The 26,284-nt window shown below is 61.5% G+C and carries 24 protein-coding genes; 15 read left to right on the top strand and 9 right to left on the bottom strand.

All coding sequences use genetic code 11. The features are described from left to right. Both QMM04_RS03435 and QMM04_RS03430 read right to left on the bottom strand, forming a co-directional pair. The coding region (locus QMM04_RS03435; protein ID WP_282995642.1) for an efflux RND transporter permease subunit at positions 1 to 2,174 on the bottom strand (2,174 nt) is incomplete at its 3' end. Between the two features lie 18 nt (positions 2,175 to 2,192). After that, positions 2,193 to 3,347: an efflux RND transporter periplasmic adaptor subunit gene (locus QMM04_RS03430; RefSeq protein WP_031279145.1), complete on the bottom strand. Its 1,155-nt coding sequence runs from the start codon at positions 3,345 to 3,347 to the stop codon at positions 2,193 to 2,195. 292 nt (positions 3,348 to 3,639) lie between these two features. Here QMM04_RS03430 and QMM04_RS03425 point away from each other — a divergent pair, with 292 nt between their 5' ends. The 3 genes from QMM04_RS03425 to QMM04_RS03415 all read left to right on the top strand — a co-directional run bounded on the left by QMM04_RS03425 (position 3,640) and on the right by QMM04_RS03415 (position 4,784). After that, positions 3,640 to 3,990, top strand: a complete 351-nt coding sequence (locus QMM04_RS03425) for a helix-turn-helix domain-containing protein (RefSeq protein WP_021506154.1) — start codon at positions 3,640 to 3,642, stop codon at positions 3,988 to 3,990. Positions 3,991 to 4,077: 87 nt separating this feature from the next. Then, a complete protein-coding gene (locus QMM04_RS03420) occupies positions 4,078 to 4,512 on the top strand; it encodes a ribonuclease domain-containing protein (RefSeq protein ID WP_021506153.1) in 435 nt (144 codons plus the stop codon). A 2-nt stretch (positions 4,513 to 4,514) separates the two neighbouring features. Continuing rightward, positions 4,515 to 4,784: a barstar family protein gene (locus tag QMM04_RS03415; protein ID WP_282995641.1), complete on the top strand. Its 270-nt coding sequence runs from the start codon at positions 4,515 to 4,517 to the stop codon at positions 4,782 to 4,784. On the opposite strand, the gene QMM04_RS03410 is transcribed toward QMM04_RS03415, so the two are convergent. From QMM04_RS03410 to QMM04_RS03395, 4 genes are all read right to left on the bottom strand, one after another. Further along, the gene (locus QMM04_RS03410) at positions 4,785 to 7,157 is read right to left on the bottom strand and encodes a virulence factor SrfC family protein (RefSeq protein ID WP_282995640.1); all 2,373 of its coding nucleotides are present in this window, start codon (positions 7,155 to 7,157) and stop codon (positions 4,785 to 4,787) included. After that, positions 7,154 to 10,126: a virulence factor SrfB gene (locus QMM04_RS03405; RefSeq protein ID WP_282995639.1), complete on the bottom strand. Its 2,973-nt coding sequence runs from the start codon at positions 10,124 to 10,126 to the stop codon at positions 7,154 to 7,156. Before QMM04_RS03405 ends, QMM04_RS03410 begins: the two co-directional genes overlap by 4 nt. Before the next feature lie 2 nt (positions 10,127 to 10,128). Continuing rightward, positions 10,129 to 11,445, bottom strand: a complete 1,317-nt coding sequence (locus QMM04_RS03400) for an SrfA family protein (RefSeq protein WP_282995638.1) — start codon at positions 11,443 to 11,445, stop codon at positions 10,129 to 10,131. 153 nt (positions 11,446 to 11,598) lie between these two features. After that, positions 11,599 to 12,777, bottom strand: a complete 1,179-nt coding sequence (locus QMM04_RS03395) for a benzoate/H(+) symporter BenE family transporter (protein WP_282995637.1) — start codon at positions 12,775 to 12,777, stop codon at positions 11,599 to 11,601. 97 nt (positions 12,778 to 12,874) lie between these two features. Here QMM04_RS03395 and QMM04_RS03390 point away from each other — a divergent pair, with 97 nt between their 5' ends. The 4 genes from QMM04_RS03390 to QMM04_RS03375 all read left to right on the top strand — a co-directional run bounded on the left by QMM04_RS03390 (position 12,875) and on the right by QMM04_RS03375 (position 15,238). Beyond that, a complete protein-coding gene (locus QMM04_RS03390) occupies positions 12,875 to 13,420 on the top strand; it encodes a helix-turn-helix domain-containing protein (protein ID WP_125309620.1) in 546 nt (181 codons plus the stop codon). A 97-nt stretch (positions 13,421 to 13,517) separates the two neighbouring features. Beyond that, positions 13,518 to 13,943: a MarR family transcriptional regulator gene (locus QMM04_RS03385; RefSeq protein WP_021506146.1), complete on the top strand. Its 426-nt coding sequence runs from the start codon at positions 13,518 to 13,520 to the stop codon at positions 13,941 to 13,943. Between the two features lie 16 nt (positions 13,944 to 13,959). Continuing rightward, a complete protein-coding gene (locus QMM04_RS03380) occupies positions 13,960 to 14,514 on the top strand; it encodes an isochorismatase family protein (RefSeq protein WP_125309618.1) in 555 nt (184 codons plus the stop codon). Between the two features lie 244 nt (positions 14,515 to 14,758). Beyond that, positions 14,759 to 15,238 carry a DM13 domain-containing protein gene (locus QMM04_RS03375; protein WP_215480271.1) on the top strand — a complete coding sequence of 160 codons (480 nt, stop codon included), beginning with the start codon at positions 14,759 to 14,761 and terminating at the stop codon, positions 15,236 to 15,238. Between the two features lie 35 nt (positions 15,239 to 15,273). On the opposite strand, the gene pqqU is transcribed toward QMM04_RS03375, so the two are convergent. Next, a complete protein-coding gene (gene pqqU / locus QMM04_RS03370) occupies positions 15,274 to 17,397 on the bottom strand; it encodes a TonB-dependent receptor PqqU (RefSeq protein ID WP_282995635.1) in 2,124 nt (707 codons plus the stop codon). Positions 17,398 to 17,612: 215 nt separating this feature from the next. Here pqqU and QMM04_RS03365 point away from each other — a divergent pair, with 215 nt between their 5' ends. Together QMM04_RS03365 and QMM04_RS03360 are read left to right on the top strand one after the other, a co-directional pair. After that, a complete protein-coding gene (locus QMM04_RS03365; RefSeq protein ID WP_215480273.1) occupies positions 17,613 to 18,476 on the top strand; it encodes an NAD(P)-dependent oxidoreductase in 864 nt (287 codons plus the stop codon). Then, the gene (locus tag QMM04_RS03360) at positions 18,477 to 19,259 is read left to right on the top strand and encodes a helix-turn-helix transcriptional regulator (RefSeq protein WP_021506142.1); all 783 of its coding nucleotides are present in this window, start codon (positions 18,477 to 18,479) and stop codon (positions 19,257 to 19,259) included. It abuts the gene before it with no gap. On the opposite strand, the gene leuA is transcribed toward QMM04_RS03360, so the two are convergent. Next, positions 19,210 to 20,895 carry a 2-isopropylmalate synthase gene (gene leuA / locus QMM04_RS03355; RefSeq protein WP_282995634.1) on the bottom strand — a complete coding sequence of 562 codons (1,686 nt, stop codon included), beginning with the start codon at positions 20,893 to 20,895 and terminating at the stop codon, positions 19,210 to 19,212. The genes QMM04_RS03360 and leuA overlap by 50 nt on opposite strands. Positions 20,896 to 21,014: 119 nt before the next feature. Beyond that, positions 21,015 to 22,010 (bottom strand): phage shock protein operon transcriptional activator, encoded by a 996-nt coding sequence (gene pspF, locus QMM04_RS03350; RefSeq protein ID WP_282995633.1) that lies wholly within the window; start codon positions 22,008 to 22,010, stop codon positions 21,015 to 21,017. Positions 22,011 to 22,166: 156 nt separating this feature from the next. On the opposite strand from pspF, the gene pspA reads away from it, so the two are divergent. Genes pspA through QMM04_RS03320 form a run of 6 tightly spaced genes read left to right on the top strand, consistent with a single transcriptional unit; the run spans position 22,167 to position 26,203 of the window. Beyond that, positions 22,167 to 22,832 carry a phage shock protein PspA gene (gene pspA, locus QMM04_RS03345; protein ID WP_058758491.1) on the top strand — a complete coding sequence of 222 codons (666 nt, stop codon included), beginning with the start codon at positions 22,167 to 22,169 and terminating at the stop codon, positions 22,830 to 22,832. 57 nt (positions 22,833 to 22,889) lie between these two features. Continuing rightward, positions 22,890 to 23,114 (top strand): envelope stress response membrane protein PspB, encoded by a 225-nt coding sequence (pspB, locus tag QMM04_RS03340; protein WP_058769745.1) that lies wholly within the window; start codon positions 22,890 to 22,892, stop codon positions 23,112 to 23,114. Then, a complete protein-coding gene (gene pspC, locus QMM04_RS03335) occupies positions 23,111 to 23,458 on the top strand; it encodes an envelope stress response membrane protein PspC (protein ID WP_058758492.1) in 348 nt (115 codons plus the stop codon). Before pspB ends, pspC begins: the two co-directional genes overlap by 4 nt. A 48-nt stretch (positions 23,459 to 23,506) precedes the next feature. Beyond that, entirely contained in the window at positions 23,507 to 23,755 is a 249-nt protein-coding gene (pspD, locus tag QMM04_RS03330; protein ID WP_021506136.1) for a phage shock protein PspD, read from the top strand. Beyond that, positions 23,736 to 25,133 carry a YcjX family protein gene (locus QMM04_RS03325; protein WP_058780608.1) on the top strand — a complete coding sequence of 466 codons (1,398 nt, stop codon included), beginning with the start codon at positions 23,736 to 23,738 and terminating at the stop codon, positions 25,131 to 25,133. Before pspD ends, QMM04_RS03325 begins: the two co-directional genes overlap by 20 nt. Then, positions 25,130 to 26,203: a YcjF family protein gene (locus QMM04_RS03320; RefSeq protein WP_264239701.1), complete on the top strand. Its 1,074-nt coding sequence runs from the start codon at positions 25,130 to 25,132 to the stop codon at positions 26,201 to 26,203. Before QMM04_RS03325 ends, QMM04_RS03320 begins: the two co-directional genes overlap by 4 nt. The last annotated feature ends 81 nt before the right edge of the window (positions 26,204 to 26,284 follow it).

The following is a 26,284-nucleotide window of genomic DNA, read 5'->3' as shown; positions in this document are numbered from 1 at the left end:
TGATAGGAGGAGATCGGGAACATCATGCCAGGCGTCTGCATCACCGCACCGGACAGCGTATTAATCGCGGTTTGCAGTGCGCCATAGCCCAGGCCCGCACGGTCCTGCACATACAGCGAATAGCCCGATCCCTGGCCCAGACCGAGGATCGGCGGTGGCATGATGGAGAAACCGAAGCCCTGCTGGATTTTGGAAATTTTCGCGTTGATCTCAGCATTGATTTCCGCCGCAGTGCGGCTGCGCTCGCTGAACGGCTTCAGACCGAAGAACACCGTGCCGGTATTCGGCGTATTGGTGAACTGCAGCGCATTCAGGCCGGGGAAGGCGACGGAGTAGGCCACGCCTTCGGTGTTCATGCCGATTTCGCTCATCTTACGAATCACTTCATCGGTACGCGCCAGCGATGAGCCTTCCGGCATCTTCACGCCACCAATCAGGTACAGCTTATCCTGCGTCGGAATAAAGCCGCCTGGCACGGTGTGGAACATGAAGCCGGCACCGGCCAGCAGCAGCACGTACACGCCAAACACCGCACCGCGCCGGCGCAGGGTTTTGCCGACCATCGATTCATAGCCGTCTGAGCTGCGCTGGAAGAAGCGGTTAAACGGCCGGAACACCCAGCCCAGCAGACGATCGATCAGGCGCGTCGGCAGGTCCTTCGGCGCACCGTGCGCCTTCAGCAGTTTCGCCGCCAGCGCCGGAGAGAGCGTCAGCGAGTTAATCGCCGAAATCACCGTCGAAATGGCAATGGTCACGGCAAACTGCTTATAGAACTGACCGGTTACGCCCGAGAGGAAGGCCATCGGCACAAATACCGCACACAGCACCAGCGCGATGGCGATAATCGGCCCGGAGACCTCGCGCATCGCCTGGTGAGCCGCCGCCACCGGTGTTAAGCCCTGCTCAATGTTACGTTCGACGTTCTCCACCACCACGATGGCGTCATCGACCACGATACCAATCGCCAGCACCAGCCCGAACAGACTCAGGGTATTGAGCGAAAAGCCCAGCAGATAGAGCACGCTGAAGGTACCGACCACCGACACCGGCACGGCCAGCAGCGGGATGATCGAGGCGCGCCACGTCTGCAGGAACAGAATCACCACCAGCACCACCAGCACGATGGCTTCGAACAGCGTCTGGACCACGGCGCGGATCGAGTCACGCACGAACACCGTCGGGTCATAAGGCGCGGCCCACTGCACGTCATCCGGGAAGCGCGTTGCCAGCTCGGCCATCTTGGCGCGTACCGCATTCGACAGGTCGATGGCGTTTGCGCCCGGCGACTGGAAGATACCGATACCAACCGCATCCTTGTTGTTCAGCTGCGAACGCAGGGCATAGCTGCCGGAGCCCATCTCGATGCGCGCCACGTCACGCAGGCGCACCAGCGTGCCGTCATCGGCGGTTTTCAGGATGATGTTGCCAAACTGCGCCTCATCTTCCAGCCGCCCCTGGGTGTTGATCGACAGCAGAAAATCGCTCTCTTTCTTCGTCGGCTCAGCGCCCAGCTGCCCGGCAGAAACCTGCACGTTCTGCTCCTGCATGGCGCTGACCACGTCGCCGGCGGTCATGCCGCGCGCCGCCACTTTGTTCGGGTCGAGCCAGACGCGCATCGCGTAGTCACCGGCACCGAAGATCTGAATCTGGCCGACGCCCGGCAGGCGCGCCAGCTCATCTTTCACCTTCAGCGTGGCGTAGTTACGCAGATAGAGCGAATCGTACTTGCCGTGGGGCGAGAACAGATGCACCACCAGCGTCAGGGTAGGTGACTGCTTCTGGGTGGTCAGGCCGAGCTGACGCACCTCTTCCGGCAGACGCGCTTCAGCCTGTGCCACGCGGTTTTGCACCTGGACCTGCGCCTGATCGGGATCGGTTCCCGGGCGGAAGGTCACGGTGGTAACCAGCACGCCATCTGAGCCGGCCACCGACTTCATGTACATCATGTTTTCCACCCCGTTGATCGCTTCTTCCAGCGGCGTTGCCACCGAATCAGCAATCACTTTGGGGTTGGCACCGGGATATTCTGCGCGCACCTGCACGCTCGGCGGTACCACGTTGGGGTATTCACTGATCGGCAACAGCGGAATGGCGATCAGTCCGGTGGTAAATATCAAAATCGACAGGACCGCGGCGAAAATCGGTCGGTCGATAAAAAAGCGGGAGAAATCCATAACGGGCAGTCTCGATTATTATTGAGCGGAGCGCATGGCCACCGGCTGCGCTTTTACCGGCATACCGGGCATGAACACTTTCTGCAGACCGTTGACAATCACCTTGTCGCCTGGCTTCAGACCCTGCTGCACAATACGCAGGCCGTTAGCCAGATCGCCCAGCTGAACATCGCGGCGTTCGGCTTTGCCCTGCGCATCAACCACGTAAACGTATTTACGATCCTGGTCGGTCAGTACCGCGCGGTCGTCGACCAGCAGCGCGTTGAATTCTGCGCTGCCCGGCAGCCGCACGCGGGCAAACAGGCCTGGGGTAAACTGACGCTGCTGATTGTCGAGCGTGGCGCGCATGCGAATGGTGCCGGTGCTGGCGGTCAGCTGGTTATCGAGAAAATCGACGGTGCCGCGGTGCGGATAACCCTGTTCGCCGGTCAGCGCAATCTCTACCGGCAGCGAACCGCGGTTCTGGCCCTGACGCGCCATCGCCTGGTACTGCAGATAGATCGCTTCGTCGACGTCAAAGTAGACGTACATGCGGTCCTGTGAAACCAGCGTGGTGAGAACGCTGGCGCTGTCGCCGGCGGTCACCAGGTTACCGGTGGTGATCATCGCCCGGCTGGCGCGACCATCAATCGGCGCGGTGACGCGGGTGAAGTCGAGGTTCAGCTGCGCCATATCGACTGCCGCCTGGGCGGCCAGCACGCTGGCCTGCGCCTGACTGGCAGTAGAACGCCGCTGTTCCCACTCTTCGCGCGACACCACCTGGGTGCCGATCAGCTTGTCGGTACGGGCCGACTCGCTGCGGGCCAGCGCCGCCTGGCTACGCGCGCTGGCCAGTTCGGCCTGCGCCTGCTCCAGCGTGGCGCGGTAGGTGCGGTCATCAATGGTAAACAGCACCTGACCTTTCTTCACCTCATCGCCTTCGCGATAGTTAACCTGATCGATGTAGCCCGAGACGCGCGGACGCAGCTGCACGCTCTGCACCGCTTCAATGCGGCCATTGAAGCTATCCCACTGGCTGACTTTTTGTTGCACCACCTGCGCGACACTCACTTCGGGCGGAGGCGGCGGCGCATTTTGCGCCACACCGCGATCACAACCGGCCAGCAGGCTTCCCAGCAACATCACTCCTGACAGGCTTACGGCCCGACGAACCCCATATGTTTGCAGATGCATTGTTGTTATTCCGCGTTGGTGAAAAAGAAAGGAGACGTACGAAAAATCTGCAACTTTTAAGATTGCATTAAAACCACAGGAGTGTAGGCTTGGGCGAACTGCATCTGCAAGAATATCTGATACACTTTATGTGCGGTTTTGATCAATTCGTAACAGGTAGCGAAAGCCCCTACGGCGAGTGCGGCATTTAATGCAATAATAAAACTTGCATTAAGTGCGATAGTCAGTCACCCTTAAAATGTAATTGCAACTGATACTGATACTGTTCGCCATGGCGACGGGAGAGAATGGGATGATGAGCGACGCTTTTATTCACGATCTGATCGACTGGATTGATAACAACATTGAAGCACGTCTGGATCTGGACACCGTAGCGGGGCGCGCCGGCTATTCGAAGTGGCACCTGCAGCGTATGTTTAAAGAGCACACCGGCTATCCGCTGGGTGAGTACATCCGGGCCAAGAAGCTGAAAAAATCGGCCGACCGCCTGACCACCACCAACGAACCGATCCTCAACGTGGCCATTTCGCTGGGCTTCGATTCACAGCAGTCGTTTAACCGCAGCTTCAAGCGCCAGTATGGCGTGGCACCGGGCGCATGGCGTCGTCACGCCGCGCACACCCCGAGCGCGATGCAGCAGTAAACCTCCGCCAGGGCCAGCCATGCTGGCCCGCGTTTTTCCCCGCCTGAAACCTGCTATTATCGGCGTCCTGCCTTTCAGGATGTCACTATGTCGAAAAAACTCTGGATTGGATTACTGTTTGCGCTGGTGGTTTGCTGGATCGGGCTGAAGCCCCATCTGAGCGGTACTGCGCCAGAAAAACAGACGGATATTGCACAACTGACCGATGCACATCGCGTGGCGCGCTGGCTGCAGCAGCATCACCGTTTGCCTGATTTTTATCTCACCAAAAGCGCGGCACGTCGTCAGGGCTGGAACCCGGCGCAGGGCAACCTGTGTGAGGTGTTGCCAGGGCGGGCGATTGGCGGCGATCGCTTCAGTAACCGCGAACGGCGGCTGCCGATGCAGGCGGGGCGGCAGTGGTATGAGGCGGACGTCAATTACGACTGCGGCCACCGCGATGCCGATCGTCTGCTTTACTCTTCTGATGGGCTGATCTTTCTCACCACCGATCACTATCGCAGCTTCACGCCGGTACCCTGACTATGCTGACACTCCATTTTGATTTTCGCACGCTGGGCACGCGCCAGGCCTTTTATCAGGCGCTGGTCGAACAGAGCGGCTGCGGTGAATGCTTTGGTTACAATCTGGATGCGCTGTGGGACTGGCTGACCGGCGGTATGGCGCTGCCGGCAACGCTGCATCTGCAGCATGTCGCCGAGGTCAGCACCAGCGCGGAGTTTGCCCCGGTGCTGGCGCTGCTGGAAGAGGCGGCGCAGCAGCTGGCGGGCGAGCTGCGCCTGATTAGCCACTGACTACGCGTGCAGCGGCAGCAGCATAATCGCCAGCGTCTGGCGTGCGCTGGTCGGCAAATCGCCGCCGCCGGTGTAGCCGTTATTTTCGACGATCAGCGAATTTAATCCCACCAGCCAGTCATAAATGTAATAGGCGGTGTGGTTAGCCGGCGCGGCAGACAGCCGCGTCAGACGCTGGCCTGACGAAAAGCTGACGCTGGGCGCCGGTGGGCGGGCGAAAATCGGGCTGCCGCGATTGACGCGACTCTGCGGCCGTTCACGTTCATCCCGCTGCAGGAAGCCGAGCCAGGCGACAAAGTCACCCAGCACTGTCATGGCACGCGACACCTGGCGATCGGTGCGCGCTTCATGGGCACTGGCCTGCGTCTCTGTTTCGTTCAGCGCGCTTTGCAGTTTGCTCAGCACCTGCAGACGGAAGCTGGCGGTGATGAGCTCCTCCACCAGCAGTTCCAGCGTCGGCTTATCAACGTTGAGCAGCGCCAGCAGGCTCTGGCTCTCCGGCAGCTGACGCAGGTGCGCCAGCCACAGCGCGAACACCTGCTGAGGAAACTGCTGATCGCGCTGGCCGCTGCTGCTGCGCGGTTCGGCGGTGGTTACCGGCTCATCGTTAAACAGGTCAAACTCAAAACCAATACCAAAATAGCTCTGCTCTGCCGCGGCTGGCTGGCCGCCGGCGGATGGCGTGCTGCCGTGGCTCTGACTCAGCCACAGCTGGCGCACCGCTTCGCGCGACGGCTGCAGACGCTCAAGCAGCTCGCCATGCAGGCCGGTGCGATGCTGTAAACACTTCAGCAGCGTATCGGCGATGGCCTGTTTCCGCGCGGCCTGTTCCGGCGTGGCGCTGGCTTCGGTCCACGGCTGCAGACGCTCCACCAGTTTCTGCTGCAGCGTGCTGAGCTGCAGCGCCAGCCGGTCGCGCCGTGCCTCCGGCTGCATCTCATCCTGCAGCCAGCTGCTCATGCGGTCGACACCGGCGCGATCGCGCGCCAGCATTGAGCCCCAGCTCTGGCCGGGCTGACCAATCTGCCGCTGTACCGCTTCATCGACGTTGATTTGCGACTGCTGATAGCGCGCATCGTGCGGCGTAATCGCCCAAATCAGGCGCGGCTTGTCTGCGCTGGCCGTCGCGCTCTGCTGCAGTTGCCACTCGCGCAGCGCGCTGGCGGCGAGATCCGCATCCTGACGCTGGCTGGCGGCGGTACAAATCAGCATTAAATCGATGCCCTGACGCGCGGCATAGAAGCCCGGCAGCAGGGCACGTTTCTGTTCCAGCAGACTGGCGCGCAGCGCATCACGCGCCTGCAGCCTTGCGCGCTCGTCCTGCTGATCGCGGTCGGCGGGCGTGCCCGGTGCGGGCAGCTCCAGCATATCGGCTTCGTCATACAGCGCCTGACGCGGCGTCGAACTGAGCGGCAGGGTGATTTCCAGCGTCAGCAGCGCCAGCCAGCCGAGCGGTACCGACTGCGGTTTGCCCACGCGGTTGGCGACAACCGGACACACTTCAATCAATTCGTTCAGGTCGGCATCATGGCCGATGAGCTTTTCAGCGGGCAGCGAGGCGTCATCCACCAGCAGGCTGAGCGGTGCCAGCACGCGCGGCGCGTGCCGCAGCTGATGGCGCAGATGCAGCAGGCTGCGCAGGGTTTCATTCAGCGCCGGACGCTGCGGCCACAGCAGCGCAAACAGCTGCACGCGGTCGTCCACGTTGAGCCACGGTGCCAGCTCAATCGCCTGCGGCCAGAAATGACGGTCCAGCACTTCGGCGTGGTCGGGCTGGCGGCGATGCCACGCCCACAGCGTCACCAGCGCGTCGCTGTCGAGGCCGGGCTGCATCTCGCTCTGGCGATGGCGCTGCAGGCGCTGCAGCGCGGCATCAATCGCCGCGCTGTCCGGCTGGGTGTCCGCGCTGGCACAGGCCAGCATCAGACGAATCAGCTCGGCTTCGCTCAGCAGCGTCATCTCCAGCGGCCACGCACCAGACTGCGCTTCACGCTGATGGCTGAAACGGGTGGCGATGGCAAAATCGAGATTGCCGGGATTGATGTGCTGAAAATAGTTCAGGGTTTTGTCGCCGAGACGGGCGATCAGCTGGCCCTGCGCGTCGCCGACCATTTCACTCAGCAGCCAGGCTTTACCCGCCTGCGACTGACCAAACAGCGCCAGGGTGACCGGCCGCGCCAGCTGTCGCGCCAGCGCGTGGCTTTCAACGCGGGCGCGACGCAGCTGGAGCCGCAGCGTATCGGCTTCCAGCGCCAGACGCGGTGAGTGCGCCTGGTGGCTCTCCACCCAGTTCAGCGCGCCGTCAACCGTCTCCTGCAGCAGACCCAGGCGTTTAGCAGGTGTCGCCGGCGTGGCTTTTTTGGCAGTTCTCATCGTTTACACACGCTCCCGCTGTCGATCCAGTATTGCGCATTGGCGTTGCCGGTGGCCGACAGCGTATTCAGTTTCAGACTCAGTTGCTCCAGCGGCACGCGCGTGCCATCGTCCATGCGCGCCTCGCTCAGTACCAGCCGCTCCGGGCCGAGGTTATCCGGCCCCGGTTGTACCGCCAGCCTGATGCGCAGCACGCTTTCGCCCGCTACCTGGCGCGCCAGCTGCGGATCGGTAATGCTCAGGCTGTAGAGCGGTGTCGCCGGCCAGCGGTCGTTCTCCAGCTGGCGGAAACCGAGGCAGACATTACCGCGAATGCGGAAGCTGCTTTTACGGTCCAGCGCGAAGCTGTGGCTGTCGAGATCAATCTCGCTGTAGCACAGATTGTCATCGCTCAGCGTGGCGTTTTCATCCAGCACGCCAAGATAGCGAATGGTCGAGTAGGGTTCAAAATCGCCGGCGCGGAACCAGAAGCTGCTGAGACGCAGATCAAGTGCCAGCAGACACAGCATGGCACCGACCGCCGCGGTGGATTTCGGGTTATCAATGCGTCCCTGTTTGTTGAACGGATACCAGTCGCTGGTGTGATACCCCTCCAGCGACAAAATGCGGCTGCCCGGCAGCGGCTGCAAATGACGCACCAGCGCCTGAATGCCGGGGAAGCGCGACGGGCGACCGGTCAGCAGCAGCACATCGCACTGATAGAGAGAAACCACTTCGCACATGGCGCGCAGCGCCGGGATGATTGCCATCCGGTGTTGCAGAAACTCAGCATGCAGCTGCGCCATGCTCACCACCAGCGGCACGTCAAGCAGATCGAAACGGCTATCGCCGCCGAGCGTGCGCTGAATCTCTCCGTTGACAAACGCCAGCACGCTGCTGGCTGGCTTCTGCGGCACCAGCTCGCCAAACAGCGCGTTAATTTCGCTGTGGCTGTCGAGCGGATTCCAGTTTTCATAGCGCTCCAGCACCGCCTGCGCCAGCGGAATAAACAGCTGCAGGGTGACCTGCTGGCGCAGCGTGGCCTGACCGTCCATGCGGCTGTCGTGTCCAAACAGCTTGTTCATCAGCGGTTCCGCCAGCGCCAGGCCGGCTTTTTGCAGACTCTGCTGTAGCGCGGGCAGGACCCACAGCTGAATCACGTCCAGCAGAATGTCATCGCCGGCCACTTTAAACCCTTCCCGGAACAGCAGGCGCGGGGTGATTTTCACGTTGTTGCCCTGACCATCATCCAGACGATACTGGGTGATGGCGAGGTCGGTGGTGCCGCCGCCGATATCAATCGAGGCGATGCGCAGGCTTTTGCCCGGCAGCTCATCCGCTTCGCGCGGGCGATCCGGGCGCGCCATGCTGCTGAAGAAATCTTCCGCGCGACCGGCAAAGTTCACCTGGGTTTCGTTGAACAGCCACACCATCTGACCGCAGGTTGCTTCATCCCACTCCATCTGCACATCCGGTACCGGACGCAGGCTGTGTGCCTGGCTGGTGGCGTCAAACGCGGCGTCGGCCGGATGCCAGCCTTCGGCTTTCCACACCAGCGCGATGGCTTCCTGCATGCGGCGACGGAAAATTTCCCGCTCCGGCTTCGGCATGGCCGACGGCAGCGTCAGGATCACATGACGCAGCTGGCGCGGCGCCTGGCTTTGCGGCATACGCTGGCGCTGGGCCACGCTGTTCATCTGCATCATGGCCTGCGCCAGCAGTTCACACAGCATAAAGGTCATCAGCGAGCTGCGGCTGTAGCTGGCAGAAAACACCGGCAGGCGGTCATCTTCCGGCAGGGCATGCAGCGGCTGCCCCTCATCGTTGAGCAACAGGGTAAACGGCAGCGCGGTGGCCTGCGGCTCGTCGCTGCCGCCGCTGGCGTTGAAGCGCCAGCCTGGCTGATAACGCGCTTCGTCCCATAAGTAGCGGCGCGGGCTGGAGAGGCCGGTGCTGCCCTCGGTGCCGGCGCGCTGCAGCGCCAGGCGGCTGGCTTCGCGACCGACGCGGGTCAGTGAGGGCCACATAAACGCGTTTTCGCGGCCGCTCTCCAGCGAGAAGTTGGCTTTGCCAAAGTGCGTCTCGGCAAACTCCAGTCGGCTGTCGAACAGCTCGTTGTAGACCTGGTGCGGCTGCGACAGATCGCGCAGCTGCAGCTCATAGGTCTGGCGCAGGCCGTTGCTCTCTTCGGGGTGATCTTCCACCAGAATGCCGCAGGTATGCGAGTTGCCGACGTCGAGAATGATATCCACGTTGACCGCCGGCGTTTGCGGTGAGGCCGCCTGGATAGTGATTTCTGCCAGATCGAGCTGTTCGCCCAGCAGTTCCAGCACGTTGAGATAGTGCGCCTGATATTCAAATTCGCGCAGCGCCTGGTTCACTTCCTGCTCGCGGCGTGATTCCAGCGCATACACCTGCTGGCTGAACGTCTCGCGCAGCCAGCCGTCAACCCAGGTGAGGTCGAGGAACTCGCCCAGTTCATAGTTGTGCCACGCCAGCGCAAAGCTGACGCCGTTCTGCGCATCGGCTTTGCTCAACCCCAGCTGCTCACCGCCGTCCGTGTCGGCCACCAGGCGCGTATCGAAGGCGAGGGTGATGCGATGGGTATTTCCCGCCGCGTCGGGCTGGCTGAGCGGCGCAAGGCGCAGACGCGCCCAGTTATCCGGGCCACCGATGAAACGACGGCCACTGGAACAGCGCAGCACCGGCAGCGGCAGCCACTGCCCGGCCAGCAGCGTCAGGGAATCGGCCAGCGCGATATCGGTCTCCGGGCGCACTACCTCAGCGGCACCGCCATCCTGCGGATAGAGCAGAAACTTGCCGCTGTTGCCATCAACGTTGAGGCGCAGCAGCGGACCATTGGCGGTCTGGCGCACAAACTGCCGCCGCGCCTGAAGCGCGGGCAGGCGCAAACCAAAATCAAGAAACTGCACACCGCTGTCTTCGATCAGCGTGATTTTCTGTTTGTCATCAATCAGGGGAGCCAACATGGTTACTTACTCTCACGCTTAATCGTCAACGGGAACACCTGATCGGCGCCATACTGCGCCGTACAGCTGGCAATGCCATCACCGGCTTTGCACACCAGCTCCGGCATGCGATAGCGTGATTTATCGCTGCAGCTGGCAGTATAGCGGCTGCGCACTACCATGGTGCCGGCGCTGGTCATGGCGGCGGTGACATCGGCTTTACAGCGAATATTGTCGCCCTGGGTAATCACTGCGCTGCCTTTACCGTTGCGGATCTGATAGCGCAGGCTCGGCGGCTTTCCGGTCGGCAGATTGGTCTGACGCAGCGTCACGCGCCAGGTACCATTGATAAATTTCACCGAGCCGAGGCGAGCGTCATCGGCCGTCATCACCAGATCGTCCGCTTTGGCCGGTTCGGTATGTTCCGCTACGACCTCCGGCGGTGCCGGTGGGGCAGCCGGTGCCGGCGCAGGCGTCACCGTCGCACTGCTGTGCGGCAGCGTGGCGGCCAGCGTCTGTGCTTTCGCCAGCATCGCCGGGGCCAGCGCGGGCGCGGCGCTGACCACAGGCGCGGTTTCGGTTTCTGCCGGCTGGACCGGCGCGTCGTGTAACCAGAAGGCCACACCCGCTGCGGCAGCAGCGGCCAGAGGCAGCACCAGCAGCAGCGGGCGCAGTGCGGATTTCTTCCGCGCGGGCGTGTCGGCGACAACGCTCAGCGGTGCGGGTTCGGGCTGTGGTTCGGGTTCCGCCAGCCGTTCCGGCTCGGGCTCCGCCACAACGGGGGCCGCAACCGGTTCAGGCGCGGCAGCCCTTTCTGGCTCCGGCGCGGGCACCACCAGCGGCGGCAGTTCTTCATAAAGGCTGTCGCGCAGGCAGGCCAGCGCATCATCACGCGTGCGCGCCTGCGGGTCGACGAAGCCCCAGAAGGTGATCACCGGCTTGCCATCCACCAGATAGACGTATTGCTGATCGGGAAACTGCAGCGTCTTTGCCAGCAGCGCCCCAAACAGGCGCATCGCCGGATTGTCGGCATCCCGGGCGCGCAGGCTGAGCGCCTGCAAATCCTGCTGATTAAGGGTGAGCTGATCCAGCGCCTGACGCTTTTCGCGATCGCTGGCCGCCAGCCAGGATTTCACTTTGCCGCTGAATGGCGCGTACCAGTCAAGGCGGTCACCGCGCTCGTTGGCCTGCGGGATCGCGAGGCAGTTGGCCAGTGTCGTCTGGCGGCGCAAACGTAACGTTTCGCGAATTTGCAGGGCAGAAGCCCAGACCGGCTGGCCGTTCTCCCCCAGTGCCAGTAACGCGTCGAGATTACCGCTGCGCAGAAAAGTTTTTGCCACTCGTTGGGCCCTTATCGGTGGTTATCTGAAGCCAAACATCGGGTGTGATGGGCGATGGTAGTGATCTTAAGCCAAATGCGCCGCAATCAAACGGGGGAAAAAGGGGGGAAAACAGGGCGTTATTCCCCCCACGGTACGCGGGGTGGTGAAATGTTAACCGTTCCGGCGCGGGCTGAGCAGCAAATGGGTGAGGACGCCCCCGATCAGGCCCCAGAACGCCGAGCCGACGCCGAGCAGGGAGATGCCGCTGGCGGTGATCAGGAATGCCACGATGGCGCTATCGCGCTGCGCCGGTTCCGCCAGCGCGCGCTGCAGACTGCCCGCCAGCGTGGCCAGCAGTGCCAGACCGGCCAGCGTGGCGATCAGCACCGGCGGCAATGCGCTGAGCATCACGGCAATCAGCGCGCCGGTAAAGCCGGTCAGCAGATAAAACACGCCCGCCAGCGCGGAAGCCACCCAGCGGCGCGCCGGGTCCGGATCGACATCATCGCCCATGCAGATCGCGGCGGTGATCGCCGCAATACACACCGAAAAGCCACCGAACGGCGACAGCAGTAGCGCGATCAGGCCGGTCCAGCCGGTGAGCGCGGAGACCGGCGGCCGGTAACCATGCGCCTGCAGCGTGGCAATACCGGGCGCATTCTGCGATGCCATGGTCACCAGGAAGTAGGGCAAGCCGACGCCAATCAGCGCGGCAGGATTAAAGTGCGGCATGATAAATTCCGGCACGCTCAGCGTTAGCGCATGAGGCGGAAAGTGGATGGCGCGCTGACCCAGCGCCACCAGCACGCCCGTCACCAGCGCCAGCAGAATGGCATAACGCGGCAGCCAGCGGCGGCCCAGCAGCCATACCAGATACATGCTGCCGCACAGGGCAAAATGATCCGGTAAGCCGCTGAAGGTGCCGATGCCAAAACGCAGCAGAATCCCCGCCAGCATCGCGGCCGCCAGCGACTGGGGAATGTGGTTCATCAGCCGTGCAAACAGGCCGGTCACGCCGCTCAGCACAATCAGCAGATTGGTCGCGACAAACACCCCGACCACTTCATTCAGCGTCAGGCCGTGCACGCTGGTGGCCAGCAGCGCGGCACCAGGCGTCGACCAGGCGGCGAGCACCGGCATCCGCGTCCACAGCGACAGGCCGAGTGACGCCAGTCCCATGCCCACGCCCAGCATCGACAGCCAGCCGCCAATCTGCGCCGGTGAGGCGCCTGCAGCCTGCGCCGCCTGGAAGATCAGCGCCGCGGTGCTGCTGTAGCCGACCAGCACGGCGATCAGGCCGGAAATCAGCATCGGAAATGAAAAAGCCGGACGAACAGTCGCAGTGGTCATGGAATCACATCCTGTTGTGCGTTATAACGCACATTGTGGCACGCACGGTATGGCGTGCACAAGTGGTACACTGCGCGCCCGCTTTTCAGGAGAATTCATGGAAAATCTGCATCAACATCTCAGCCAGGCGCTGAAGCAGCTGCGTCAGGCCAATGGCTGGAGCCTGACGCTGGCGGCGGCGCGCACTGGCGTGAGTAAAGCCATGCTCGGTCAGATTGAGCGCGGCGAGTCAAGTCCAACGATTGCCACGCTATGGAAAATCGCCACCGGCTTTAATGTGCCGTTCTCCTTTTTTGTGCAGAGCGGGGCTCAGCCGTCGGGCGATGTGGCGACCTTCAGCCAGCCCAATGCACAAATGCAGGTGAGGCCGCTGCTGCCGTATGACGCGCGTTTGCGCTTCGATCTGCTGGAAGTGACGCTGGCGGCGGGCGCGCAAAGCGATTCGTCAGCGCACGAAAGCGGAGTGATTGAGCAGGTGGTGGTGCTGGAAGGTGAGCTGTTGCTGGGCATGGCGGGCAGCTGGCGTCGCCTGCAGGCCGGAGAAGCCAGCCAGTTCGCCGCCGATCAGCCGCACAGCTATCGCAATCCGCTGGCCAGCCCGTTGCGCTTTCATAGCCTGATTCACTATTTGCAGCGCAGCTGAGCGGCGGGATGCGCAATTACAAATTGATACGAAGGCAAACTACACAGTTTACCTGCGTATTTATATACTGCGGCCTCATCAGTAAAGGAGAAGGGCGATGAGCGAGCTGATTAGCGCCGCTGCCGCGTTACGCAGCATCAATGGCAAACTGATGCGCCGCCTGCGTGAATCGGCCCCGCCGGGCGATCTTACCTGGCCGCAGGTTTCCGTGCTGGGTTATCTGGTGCGCGACGGCGCGATGACGGTGACCGAGCTGGCCGCGCGCGAAGGGGTGCGCAGCCAGTCGATGAGTGCCACGGTCGCCAGCCTGCAGACGCTGGGCCTGGTACAGGGCGTGGCCGATGCGCAGGATGGCCGCAAAACCCGTTATCAGCCTACCGCTGCCTGCCTGCAGCTCATCGCCAGCAATCGCGCCCAGCGTGACGACTGGCTGCTGCACAGCATCAGCAGCCTGCTCAGTCCGCAGGAGCAGCAAACGCTGCTGGCCGCCATTCCCTTACTGCAACGACTCGCTGACCACTAATTTGAGAGGACTCACCATGGCTGTCACCACGTTAGATGCCCAAACCGCCCTGATTGTCATCGACCTGCAGCACGGCATCGTCCGCCTGCCGGTTACGCCGCGCCATCCGGATGAAGTGATTGCACGCGCCAAGCAGCTGACGCAGGCGTTTCGCGCGAAACAGCTGCCGGTGGTGCTGGTGAACGTGGCTGGCGGCGCGCCGGGCCGCAATCAGCAGCCGCGTCACGATGCTGCTCTGCCGGCAGACTGGGCGGTGCTGGTGCCGGAAATGACACCGCAGCCGGGCGATATCAGCGTAACGAAAAAAACCTGGGGCGCGTTCCACAATACCGATCTGCACCAGCAGCTGCAGCAGCGTGGCGTAACGCAGGTGGTGGTGTGCGGCATTGCCACCAGTATTGGCGTGGAATCCACGGCGCGTCAGGCATACGAGCTGGGGTACAACGTTACGCTGGCGACTGATGCGATGAGCTGCCTGAACGCTGAAACCCACCACAACAGCATTGAGCGCATCTTCCCGCGCCTCGGCGAAACCGGTACCACTGACGAAATCCTCGCGCTGCTGAACTGATCTTTTCCCTCCAGGGCTGGTGCTGCTGGCCCTTATCTTTGCTGCTCGCTGCCGCGGGTTATTCTGCTGCGCCTCGCTTTCCCTGCCGCCGTTGAGAGTTGGTTGTAACAGCGCTGGTTACTGTCACAGTATGCACAGCAACACGATAACCAATATTTAGCCTGACTTTACGTTTTTATTAACACCAGTGAGCAGCAGGATCAGGTAGAGAAATACAGCGCTATTCTGCTGCAGGGAGGTAGGGATGCTAAAAAAATTAAACGTGCTTTATCTCATCGCCAGTCTGTTTTTTTTGGGCACCGGTATTACTTTAGGTCTGGTGCTGTCACCGTTAATTACCGCGGAAGTGAATGCCACGCAAAAGGAGGTTAATATGGTGAAACAGCAAGCACTATATAGCGGTGAGTTTGATCGCCATCAGCCGGGCAGTGATGCGCTTTACTGGGCCAGCGGCAAGGTCTATCTCAATGAAAACGTTATCGCCTTTGAGGGGGAAATTGCCCCCGGGCCACACTATAAAATTTACCTCACCAAAACTCAGGCGTTTGATCAGCATTCATTTCTGCAAATAAAGCATCAGTCGGCGTTAATTGGCGATTTAAATAACTTTGGTGATTTTATTAAATCGCTGCCGGAAGGCATCGATCCGCAGGAATATTGCGCCGTGCAAATCTGGAGTGAGCAATTTTCGAAATTTGTCGGCTCAGCGCGTTATCGCACCTGAATAAGGCACCGACGTGCGCCGGTGCCCGCTTTAGATTACTGGAAAGCGTAGCTCAGCGTCAGGCCGACGCTGTAATTACGCCCCGGTGCGGGTTCGTAATACCGGCCATTGCTCTCATTAACGATGACTGAGCCGATATAGTGGCGATCGAGCAGATTATCCACGCGGCCAAACAGATCCAGCGTCCAGTTCTGCACCAGCCATTTATAGCCGCTGTTCAGTCCCACCACCGTATACGCCGGCGCTTTGACATCATTCTGGTCGTTGGCCGCAATGTCGCTCAGGTAGCGCAGGTCGCCGCCGGCATACCAGCCTTGCTCCGGCGCGTAGGCCAGTCCGGCGTAGGCCATATTGCGCGCAATACCGGGGATGCGCTTGCCGTCACAGCTGTCGCTGCCGCAGGCGTTACTGCGGTAGCGCGCGTCGAGCAGCGTCCACGCGGCTTTCAGGTGCCAGTCATAGCCAAACTGCTGATCGAGCCCAAGTTCCAGGCCTCGGCGGCGCGTCTCACCGGCATTTTTGTAGCTGGTGCGGCCTTCGTAACTGCTGTCTGACACGATCTCGTTTTTGGTATCAGTCTGAAACAGCGCGGCGGTCAGCAGACCGTTGCCGAGGCGTTTTTTGCTGCCGAGCTCCACGGTATTGCTGGTGGCCGGCTGCAGGTTGAGATTGAGCCCGGCCTTATCCGCCGCGCGGTAGGAGAGTTCATTGAGCGTCGGCGTTTCGAAGCCGCGACCGGCGGAAACATAGGCATTCCAGCCATCATCAATCGCGTATTTGAGCGAGGCCGCAGGCAGCCAGCGGTGGTAGCGGCGATTGCCGCTGTCATCCGGATCGCTGGCGGTCACGTAATAGTCGTTAGCATCGAAATTGACCGTGCTGAAGCGCACGCCGGCGTCCAGCGACCAGCGATCGCTCAGCTGCCACGCGGTCTGCAGATAGGGATCGAGGTTCCACATCAGGTTGCGCTCGTTGCGGCGCAGATCACCCCGCACGCCGTAGTCGGTGGCACCATCACTACGGGTAAAGTTCTGATAGCCTTTGCGCTTCTCGCTCATGGTCTCATAGTCGAGGCCGCCGGTCAGGGTCACCGGCAGCGTCAACAGCGTAGCGCGGTGCGTCCAGCGCGTATCAATGCCCTGGTAGTGGCGCGCCAGTGAAATGACACCACCGGGATAGCCGGCTTTCAGCTGGGTCGCCAGCGGGATGGACTGATACTGGGTGGTTTCGCGCTCACCGGCATAGAGCATCACGCTGAGATCGTCGTTGTCGCTCATCTGGCGCTGGTAGTGCAGGCCCGCCTGGGTCTGGTCGACGGTTTTACGCGCGTTGTACAGCGTGACGTTGCTGGCCACCTGGCGCGGATTATCACGCCACTGATCCGGCGTCAGGCCGCCCGGATCCTGCGCCTCAACGTGAACGCTGTTGAACAGCAGCGTCAGGGTGCTGACATCGTCAATGCGCACGCCAAGCCTGGCATTGCCGAGGTTTTTCTGCGCGGCGCTGTGGTCACGATAGCCGTGCGTGGTGAAGCGCGAAGCCGACACCGTATAGTCAACATCGCCGGCATGGCTGCCATCACCGGTGGCACCGCTCGCTTTCACGCTGTTGCGCCAGCTACCGTAGCTGCCGTACCAGCTGCTGGCTTCCAGCGTGGTCGGCTGCTGGCCGCGCTCGGTTTCCACGTTGATGACGCCGCCCGATGCGTTGCCGTACAGCGCGGAGAACGGGCCGCGCAGCACTTCCACGCGTTCGATGGAACCGATATCGATATTCGAGGTTTGCCCCTGGCCATCCGGCATGCTGGCCGGAATGCCGTCGACGTACATTCTGATGCCACGCACGCCGAAGGTGGAACGCGAGCCAAAGCCGCGCACCGAAATCTGCAGGTCCTGCGCATAATTTTGTCTGTTTTGAATTTGCAGACCGGGCACGCTGGTGAGGTTTTCAGACAGGTTAACGCGCGGTGCGGCGTGGCGCATATCGTCGCCGCTGACAACGCTGACCGCCGCCGGGGTATCCAGCTCGGAGAGCCCACTGGCCGCGGGCGCGGCGCTTACCACCAGGGTATTGCTGGCATTGTCCGCCGCCAATAGCGGCAGCGGCAGGAGTGCAGGCAGCATCAGCAACGGCGCCTGTCGCAAAAGAGCAATTTTCATTTTAATAACCGTAAAAGACGTGAAATGAACCAATCGGGACATTTATCGCGCGTATGTTAATCGTTTTAGCGCGGGTTTGAAAAGCGTTAATAGTAGGGCAGAACCCTGTTAAGTGTGGCGTGAAAAATGTCCTTTCACCGCACCTCTGGCCTGGCTGTTAGCCCCAATTTCTGTCAGTGTGATCGTTTTGCCTGCGGTAAGAAGAAGGAGAAAACATGAGTCAGCAACCTGTAGTGGCGGTACTGGGATTAGGCGCGATGGGACACGCATTTGCCGCCAATCTGTTGAAGAAGGGCTTTACCGTGCGCGGCTGGAACCGCACCCGTGCCAAAGGTGAAGATCTGGTGGCCGCAGGCCTGACGCTGAGCGACAGCGCCGCGCAGGCTGTGGAAGGCGCAGACGTGGTGATTGCCATGCTGGCGGACGGCGCTACCACGCGCGCCACGCTTAACCAGGTGCAGAACGCACTGCAGCAGGGGGCTACCGTGGCGCAGATGGGCACCATCGGTGTTGAAGCGACCGACGCGCTGATCGCCGGGCTGGCGGCCGCACGGCCAGACGTGGTGTTTATTGATGCGCCGGTCTCCGGTACCAAAGCGCCGGCTGAAAACGCGCAGATTCTGGTGATGGCCAGCGGCGACCGGCAGCGCGCCCAGGCGGCGGAGCAGGTGTTCGCCGCGATTGGTAAAGGGACGCAGTGGCTGGGGGCCGCCGGTGCCAGCTCGCGCATGAAGCTGGTGGTGAATAGCTGGCTGATTGGCCTGATGCAGAGTCTTGCCGAAAGCACCCGGCTGGCAGAGCAGTTTGGTTTCACTACCGACGATCTCTGGCAGGTGCTGGAAGGCGGTCCGCTGGCAGCGCCGTACGCCAAAATGAAACTCGGCATGATTGCCAGCGGCGACTTTACGCCGCAGATGCATCTGATCTGGGCGCTGAAGGATGCGCGGCTGGCGCTGGACGCGGCCGGCGACACCTCGCTGCCGGCGCTGGAAAACATCGTCGATGTCTGGCAGCAGGCGGTCGATGCCGGTTACGGCGAGCAGGATCTGGCGGCGGTTTATCAGTACCTGAAACGCTAAATGAGTCAGCGGCTCGACTTTGACTTCTCGCAGCGTCCGCTGGTGCCGTATGCGCATGATTACGCGCACGGCGATGCGGAGCCGTGGCACTATCACCACTGCGCGCAGCTGATACATACTTTGAGCGGCGTGGTGAAAGTGGAAACGCAACACGGCAGCTGGATTGTGCCGCCCAGCCGCGGCGTGTGGCTGCCGGCCGGCACGCGTCATGCGCTGCACATCGTTGGCAGCGTGGCGGCGCGCACGCTGTTTGTCGATCCGCTGGCGCGCGCCGATCTGCCCGCCAGCTGTCAGGTGGTGCAGATATCGCCGCTGCTGCGGGAGCTGATTGTCAGCGCGCTCACGCTGCCGGAGCATTACGCGTCTGGCAGTCGCGCCGAGCGCATTTACGAGCTGATTCTCGATGAAATTCGCGTGATGGACGTGCTGCCGTTTGGCCTGCCACTGCCACACAGCGACCGGCTGCTGGCGCTGTGCCAGCAGATTCAGCAGGCGCCGGGCGAGAGCTGGACGCTGGCGCGCGCGGCGGCGCAGCTGTGTGTGGCGGAACGCACGCTGGCGCGCCATTTCAGTCGCGAAACCGGTTTGCAGTTTAGCGACTGGCTGCGGCGTGCCCGGCTGAGCGTGGCGCTGACCCGGCTGGCACAGGGCGATACGGTGCTGGCCGTGGCGCTCGACCTCGGTTATGACAGCCCGAGCGCCTTCAGCGCCATGTTTCGTCGCGTGCTGGGCGTTACGCCAGCGAACTATTTTCCGGCGGCAGAAAAGCGCCCGCCGCGTTAAGCAATGCCTGCAGCGAGGCGCGCGTTACGTCATTATCAATACCCACGCCCCACGCACGCTCGCCATGGGGCGTGATGCAGCTGATATAGCACACCGAACGGCTGTCGCTGCGTTTGCCCAGCGTGTGTTCATGGTAATCCTCAATGGTTACGGCCAGATCGAAGCGCTGACGCAGCGCGGCCACCGCCGCTGACAGCAGACCGTTGCCGCGCCCTTCCAGGGTCAGCTGCTGCGGACCCTGCTGCAGGCGCGCTTTAATCCGCGTCTCGCCCTGATCATCGCTATGGCTCTCCGCCTGCAGCAGGCGACACCGCGGCTGTTGCAGGCCGTACTGCTGACAGAACAGCTGCCACAGCGCGTGGTGCGTCATCTCCTGGCCGTGAGCATCAGTCTGCTGCTGCACGCAGCGGCTGAAATCCTGCTGCAGGCCGCGCGGCAGTTGCAGGCCGTGATTTTGTTCCAGCAGCCAGGCGGCACCGCCTTTACCGGACTGGCTATTCACGCGGATCACCGCTTCATAGCTGCAGCCGATGTCCAGCGGATCGAGCGGCAGGTAGGGCATTTGCCATACCACTTCATTACGCGCGCTGCGTTCGGCAAAGCCTTTGCGAATGGCATCCTGATGCGAGCCGGAGAAGGCGGTAAACACCAGTTCGCCGGCGTAAGGATGGCGCGGATGGACCGGCAGCTGGTTACAGCGCGTCACCACTTCCAGCACCTCGCGCATATCGCTAAAGTCCAGCTCAGGCGTCACGCCCTGGGTATAGAGATTCAGCGCCAGTGTCACCAGATCGACGTTGCCGGTGCGCTCGCCGTTACCAAACAGACAGCCTTCAACGCGATCGGCCCCGGCCAGCAGCGCCAGCTCGGCGCAGGCGATGCCGGTGCCGCGATCGTTATGCGGATGGACGCTGATGGCCACCTGCGAGCGCTGGCTGAAGTGGCGACAGAAATACTCGATCTGGTCGGCATAGACGTTGGGCGTGTTGACTTCCACCGTGGCGGGCAGGTTGATGATCATCGGCCGCTGCGGTCCCGGCTGCCAGATGGCGGCGACCGCTTCACAGATTTCCAGCGCGAATTCCGGCTCGGTAAAGCAGAAGGTTTCCGGCGAGTACTGAAAGGTCCAGCGTGTGGCGGGCTGCGCCGCACAGCGTGCGCGGATTTGCCGCGCGGCGGCGCAGGCCAGCTCGACGATCTCAGCTTTGCTCTGGCGAAATACGCGCTCACGGAACAGCGGGGCGGTGGCGTTATACAGATGGACAATCGCCTGCGGCGCGTCACGCAGTGCTGCAAAGGTGCGATCGATTAAATCGCCGCGCGCCTGGGTTAATACCTGAATAGTGACGTCGTGAGGGATGTGCTGCTGTTCAATCAGCAGGCGCACAAAGTCAAAATCGGTTTGCGAGGCGGCGGGAAACGCTACTTCAATCTCTTTAAAGCCGCAGCGCAGCAGCAGTTGCCAGAATGCTAATTTGCGCGCGCTGTCCATCGGCGTAGCCAGCGCCTGATTGCCATCGCGCAAATCGGTTGAGAGCCAGCGTGGCGTGCGGGTGATCTGGCGTGACGGCCACTGGCGATCCGCCAGATTGATGACAGGCCACGGGCGATATTTTTCAGCAGGTTGAGTCAGCATGAGGGTCTCCTTGAGGTCTGCCTGTAGTCTGCAGTAACCTGCCGGACGCGGCTCACGCATAGCTGACAACCCGGCGTGCAAAACTGACAGCTGCCGCAGCGATACCCGTCAGTTAAACCCTACTGTGCTTCGATGCCGTGTTTTTTCATCATCGCGCGCAGCTGATGATAAGTGACGCGCAACAGTTCAGCGGCGCGGCGCTGGTTGTATCGCGCCTGTTGCAGACTGGCTTCGACCAGGGCGCACTCCTGCTGGTTTTGCCACTGGCGTAAATCCAGCGGCAGCGCCGGCAGGGCGTTTTCACGCTGTTCTGCTGCTGGCTCTGTTATCGCAGGAGCGCTGCGTGGCGCAAACGGATTGATGATGATGGTGTCGAGCGCCTGTTCGGTGCTGTGATGACGGTACACCGAGCGCTCCACCACGTTTTTCAGTTCACGCACATTGCCCGGCCAGCTGTGCTGCAACAGGGTGAGCTGAGCGCGCTCGCTAAAGCCGGGAAACAGCGCCAGGCCCAGCTCGCGGCACATCTGAATGGCAAAATGCTCGGCCATCACCAGGATATCGTTGCGGCGCTCGCGCAGCGGCGGCAGTTGGACAACATCGAACGCCAGGCGATCGAGCAGGTCGGCGCGAAAACGGCCGGCGGCGGCCAGCGCGGGCAAATCCTCGTTGGTGGCGCACACCAGCCGCACGTTAACCTGCAGCGACTGATTGCCGCCAACGCGTTCCAGCTGGCCATACTCAATCACGCGCAGCAGTTTCTCCTGCACCAGCATCGGCGCAGTGGCAAGCTCATCCAGAAACAGCGTGCCACCATCGGCGCGCTCAAAGCGGCCAAGGTGGCGCTTCTGGGCACCGGTAAAGGCGCCGGCTTCATGGCCGAACAGCTCGGAATCCAGCAGGTTTTCATTCAGCGCGGCACAGTTGAGTGAAATAAACGGCCCCTGCCAGCGGTCGGAAAGGTAGTGCAGGCGGCTGGCGATCAGCTCTTTACCGGTACCGCGTTCGCCAGTCACCAGCACCGGTTTTTCCAGCGGTGCCAGTTTCGATACCTGTTCCAGCACCTCTAAAAAGTTATTCGACTCGCCCAGCAGATTGTCTTTACCGTTTGCCATGATGAAATTCACCACTGATTAATTAATTTCACTACCTTAACGGATTGCGCCGCGCGTGTAAAACAGCCAAACCCAGTAAAATCAGCCTGTTAAAAACTGGCACGCATTTTGTATTAGTCATGAGCGTAAAGACATGACAACCAGAGGAACATCATTATGGGTATTTTTTCTCGTTTCGCCGATATCGTGAACGCTAACATCAACTCGCTGCTGGAGCGTGCCGAAGATCCGCAGAAACTGGTACGCCTGATGATTCAGGAAATGGAAGACACGCTGGTGGAAGTACGTTCCACCTCGGCCCGCGCGCTGGCAGAAAAGAAACAGCTGCTGCGCCGTATTGAGCAGGCCGAAATTCAGCAGGCCGAATGGCAGGAAAAAGCTGAGCTGGCGCTGAGTAAAGAGAAAGAAGATTTAGCCCGTTCGGCGCTGATTGAGAAACAGAAGCTGACCGACCTGATCGCCGCGCTGCAGCAGGAAGCCAGCCACGTTGAAGAGACGCTGGATCGCATGAAAGGCGAGATCGGCGAGCTGGAGAAAAAACTCAGCGAAACCCGCGCCCGCCAGCAGGCCCTGACGCTGCGTCACCAGGCGGCTTCATCGTCACGCGATGTGCGTCGTCAGCTCGACAGCGGCAAGCTGGATGAGGCAATGGCACGCTTTGAATCGTTTGAACGTCGCATCGATCACATGGAAGCAGAAGCGGAAAGCCAGCGCTTCGGTAAAAGCAAAACGCTGGACCAGCAGTTTGCCGACCTGAAAGCCGATGACGAAATCAGCCAGCAACTGGCTGCGCTGAAAGCCAAAATGAACCGCAGCGAGTGATCGCCCCGGGCCTGCTAACGGGCCCGGATTGCCGGGTGTACTGAAAAAGGAGAGTCAATGAGCGCACTATTTCTGGCCATACCGTTAACGATCTTCGTGCTGTTTGTGGCACCGATCTGGTTATGGCTGCACTACAGCAACAAACGCAACGGCGGGGCGCTTTCGTCCGGTGACCTGCAGCGCCTGCAGCAGCTTACGCAGGAAGCGCGCCGCATGCGTGACCGGGTCGAGGCGCTGGAAGCGATCCTCGATGCCGAACACCCAAACTGGAGGCAGCCATGATGAACGGACGCAAACTGTGGCGTATTCCGCAGCAGGGCAAAGTGCGCGGCGTGTGTGCCGGGCTGGCCGAGTACCTGGATATTCCGGTGCGGCTGCTGCGTGTGATTGTGGTGCTGTCACTGTTTTTCGGTCTGTTTATGATCACCGTGACCGCCTATTTTATCCTTGGCTACGTGCTGGATGAAAAACCGCTGGACGCACCCTCTGAGCGCACACCAACAGCGCGCGAACTGCTGGATGAGCTGGAGAACACGCTCACCGCGGATGAGCGTAACGTACGCGATATTGAGCGTTACGTGACCTCAGAAACCTTCAGCGTACGCAGCCGTTTCCGCCAGATTTAATCCCTGTCGCGGGCCCGTCAGCGGGTCCGCTGCTCTAAGAGAGGCGCTATGCATACGCAACGTTTAACTGCTCTGCGCCGCCGCGCAACGCCTGCGTTGAAGTCGGCGGGAAAATTCATCATCATCAGTGCAGTAACCTATGCGCCCGGCGGCCTGGCCGGCTGGGCAGTGAAATCGGTGGCGCGCCGTCCGCTGCGCCTGTTGCTGGCGGCCGCCCTGGAACCGTTGCTGAGTAAGGCGTTTAACCGCCTGTCGGCACGTTTCATCAGGGAGAGCGATGAAAAGACTGCAAAATGAGTTGATGGGGCTGATGAACCGCGGCGTGGATCGTCATCTGCGCCTCGCCGTCACCGGCCTGAGCCGCAGCGGCAAAACCGCCTTTATCACCTCGCTGGTTAACCAACTGCTCAATGTCCACAGCGGCGCGCGTCTGCCGCTGTTTTCCGTGGTGCGCGAAGAGCGGCTGCTGGGCGTGAAGCGCGTACCCCAGCGAGAGCTGGGTACGCCGCGCTTTACCTATGACGAAGGGCTGGCCCAGCTGTACGGCACACCGCCGATGTGGCCGACCCCGACGCGCGGCGTCAGCGAGATGCGCCTGGCGCTGCGCTACCGGCCGGATCAGTCTCTGCTGCGCCATTTCAAAGATACCGCCACCCTTTACCTCGAAATTGTCGATTATCCCGGCGAGTGGCTGCTCGATCTGCCGATGCTGGCGCAGGATTATCTCAGCTGGTCACGCCAGATGGTCGGCCTGCTGCAGGGCGATCGTCAGCAGTGGGCCGCGCGCTGGCACAGCCTGAGCGCCGATCTTGACCCGTTCGCGCCCGCCGATGAAAACCGCCTGGCGGAGATCGCCGCCGCCTGGACCGACTACCTGCATCAGTGCAAAACCGAAGGATTGCACTTCATCCAGCCGGGACGTTTTGTGTTGCCGGGTGACATGGCTGGCGCGCCGGCACTGCAGTTTTTCCCGTGGCCCAACGTCGATGAACAGCAGGCCGGCAAGCTGCTGCAGGCACCGGCCGGCAGCAATTTCGCCATGCTGCAGCAGCGTTTCCACTACTACTGTCAGCATGTGGTGAAAGGGTTTTATAAAAATCACTTCCTGCGCTTCGATCGCCAGATCGTGCTGGTCGATTGCCTGCAGCCGCTCAACAGTGGACCGCAGGCGTTCAATGATATGCGGCTGGCGCTGACCCAGCTGATGCAAAGTTTTCACTATGGCCAGCGCACGCTGTTCCGTCGTCTGTTCTCGCCGGTCATCGATAAGTTGCTGTTTGCCGCCACCAAGGCCGATCACATCACCGCCGATCAGCACGCCAATATGGTGTCGCTGCTGCAGCAGCTGGTGCAGGACGCGTGGCAGAACGCCGCGTTTGAAGGCATCAGCATGGATTGTCTGGGGCTGGCGTCAGTGCAGGCGACCGAGAGCGGGCTGGTGGATCATCGCGGAGAAAAATTACCGGCGCTGCGCGGTCATCGCCTCGCCGACGGTGAACCGCTGACCTTTTACCCGGGCGAAGTACCGCCGCGCCTGCCGGGCAACAGCTTCTGGCAGCAGCAGGGGTTTCAGTTTGAACAGTTCCGGCCGCAGCAGCTGGATGTCGACCGGCCGTTGCCGCATATCCGCATGGATGCTGCGCTGGAATTTTTACTGGGAGATAAATTGCGATGAGCGATGAAACGCCACTCAAACCACGGATAGATTTTGCCCGCCCGTTGCAGGAGCCTGTGGAGCCGACCCTGCGCGCGGCACACACCTTTAGCAGCGACGCGCAACAGGGGTTTCTGGTGACGCCTGACGCGGAGCCGCTGGAAGAGGGCGCCGGCGAGAAAGTAGTGGAAGCCGCGCTGCGGCCGAAGCGCAGCCTGTGGCGCAAAATGGTGGGCGTCGGGCTGGGTATCTTTGGCATCAGCGTGGTGGCGCAGGGCGTCCAGTGGCTGCACGATGCCTGGCTGACGCGCGACTGGTTTGCACTGGGCAGCGGTGTAGCCGGTGGGCTGATTGTCGCCGCCGGCGCGGGCGCGCTGATTGGCGAATGGCGTCGGCTGTATCGTCTGCGTCAGCGGGCGGAAGAGCGTGACGTGGGCCGTGAACTGCTGAACAGCCACGGCATTGGCAAAGGCCGGGCGTTCTGTGAAAAGCTGGCGCGCCAGGCGCAGCTGGATCAGGCGCATCCGGCACTGCAGCGCTGGCATGCGGCACTGCACGAAACCCATAACGACCGCGAAATTGTCACGCTGTATGCCCAGCTGGTGCAGCCGGTGCTGGACCGTCAGGCGCGGCGCGAAATCAGCCGCCACGCGGCAGAATCGACGCTGATGATTGCCGTCAGCCCGCTGGCGCTGGTGGACATGGCGTTTATCGCCTGGCGCAACCTGCGGCTGGTGAACCGTATCGCGGCCATCTACGGTATTGAACTCGGCTACTTCAGTCGCATCCGGCTGTTCCGGCTGGTATTACTGAATATGGCGTTTGCCGGTGCGTCAGAGCTGGTGCGCGAAGTGGGTATGGACTGGATGTCGCAGGACATCGCCGCCCGTCTCTCGGCGCGTGCGGCGCAGGGCATCGGTGCCGGGCTGCTCACCGCCCGACTGGGGATCAAAGCGATGGAATTATGCCGTCCGCTGCCGTGGCTGGCGGAGGACAAACCGCGGCTCGGCGATTTCCGCCGTGAACTGGTGGGACAGCTTAAAGAATCGCTGGCCAAAAGCGGTGATAAAGCAGGTCAGGCTGCTAAATAATCTCACCATGTCTGCCTTTCACGCTGCCGATGGCGTGAAAGGTGAAATTATCTGTGCTCAGAGCGATTTCTGGCGGGATTA

The organism is Pantoea sp. Pa-EAmG (genome assembly GCF_030024295.1).
Taxonomy (GTDB): Bacteria; Pseudomonadota; Gammaproteobacteria; order Enterobacterales; family Enterobacteriaceae; genus Pantoea; species Pantoea dispersa.
Note: the sequence above shows the minus strand (reverse complement) of the source record. Positions and strands in the feature narration are given on the sequence as shown.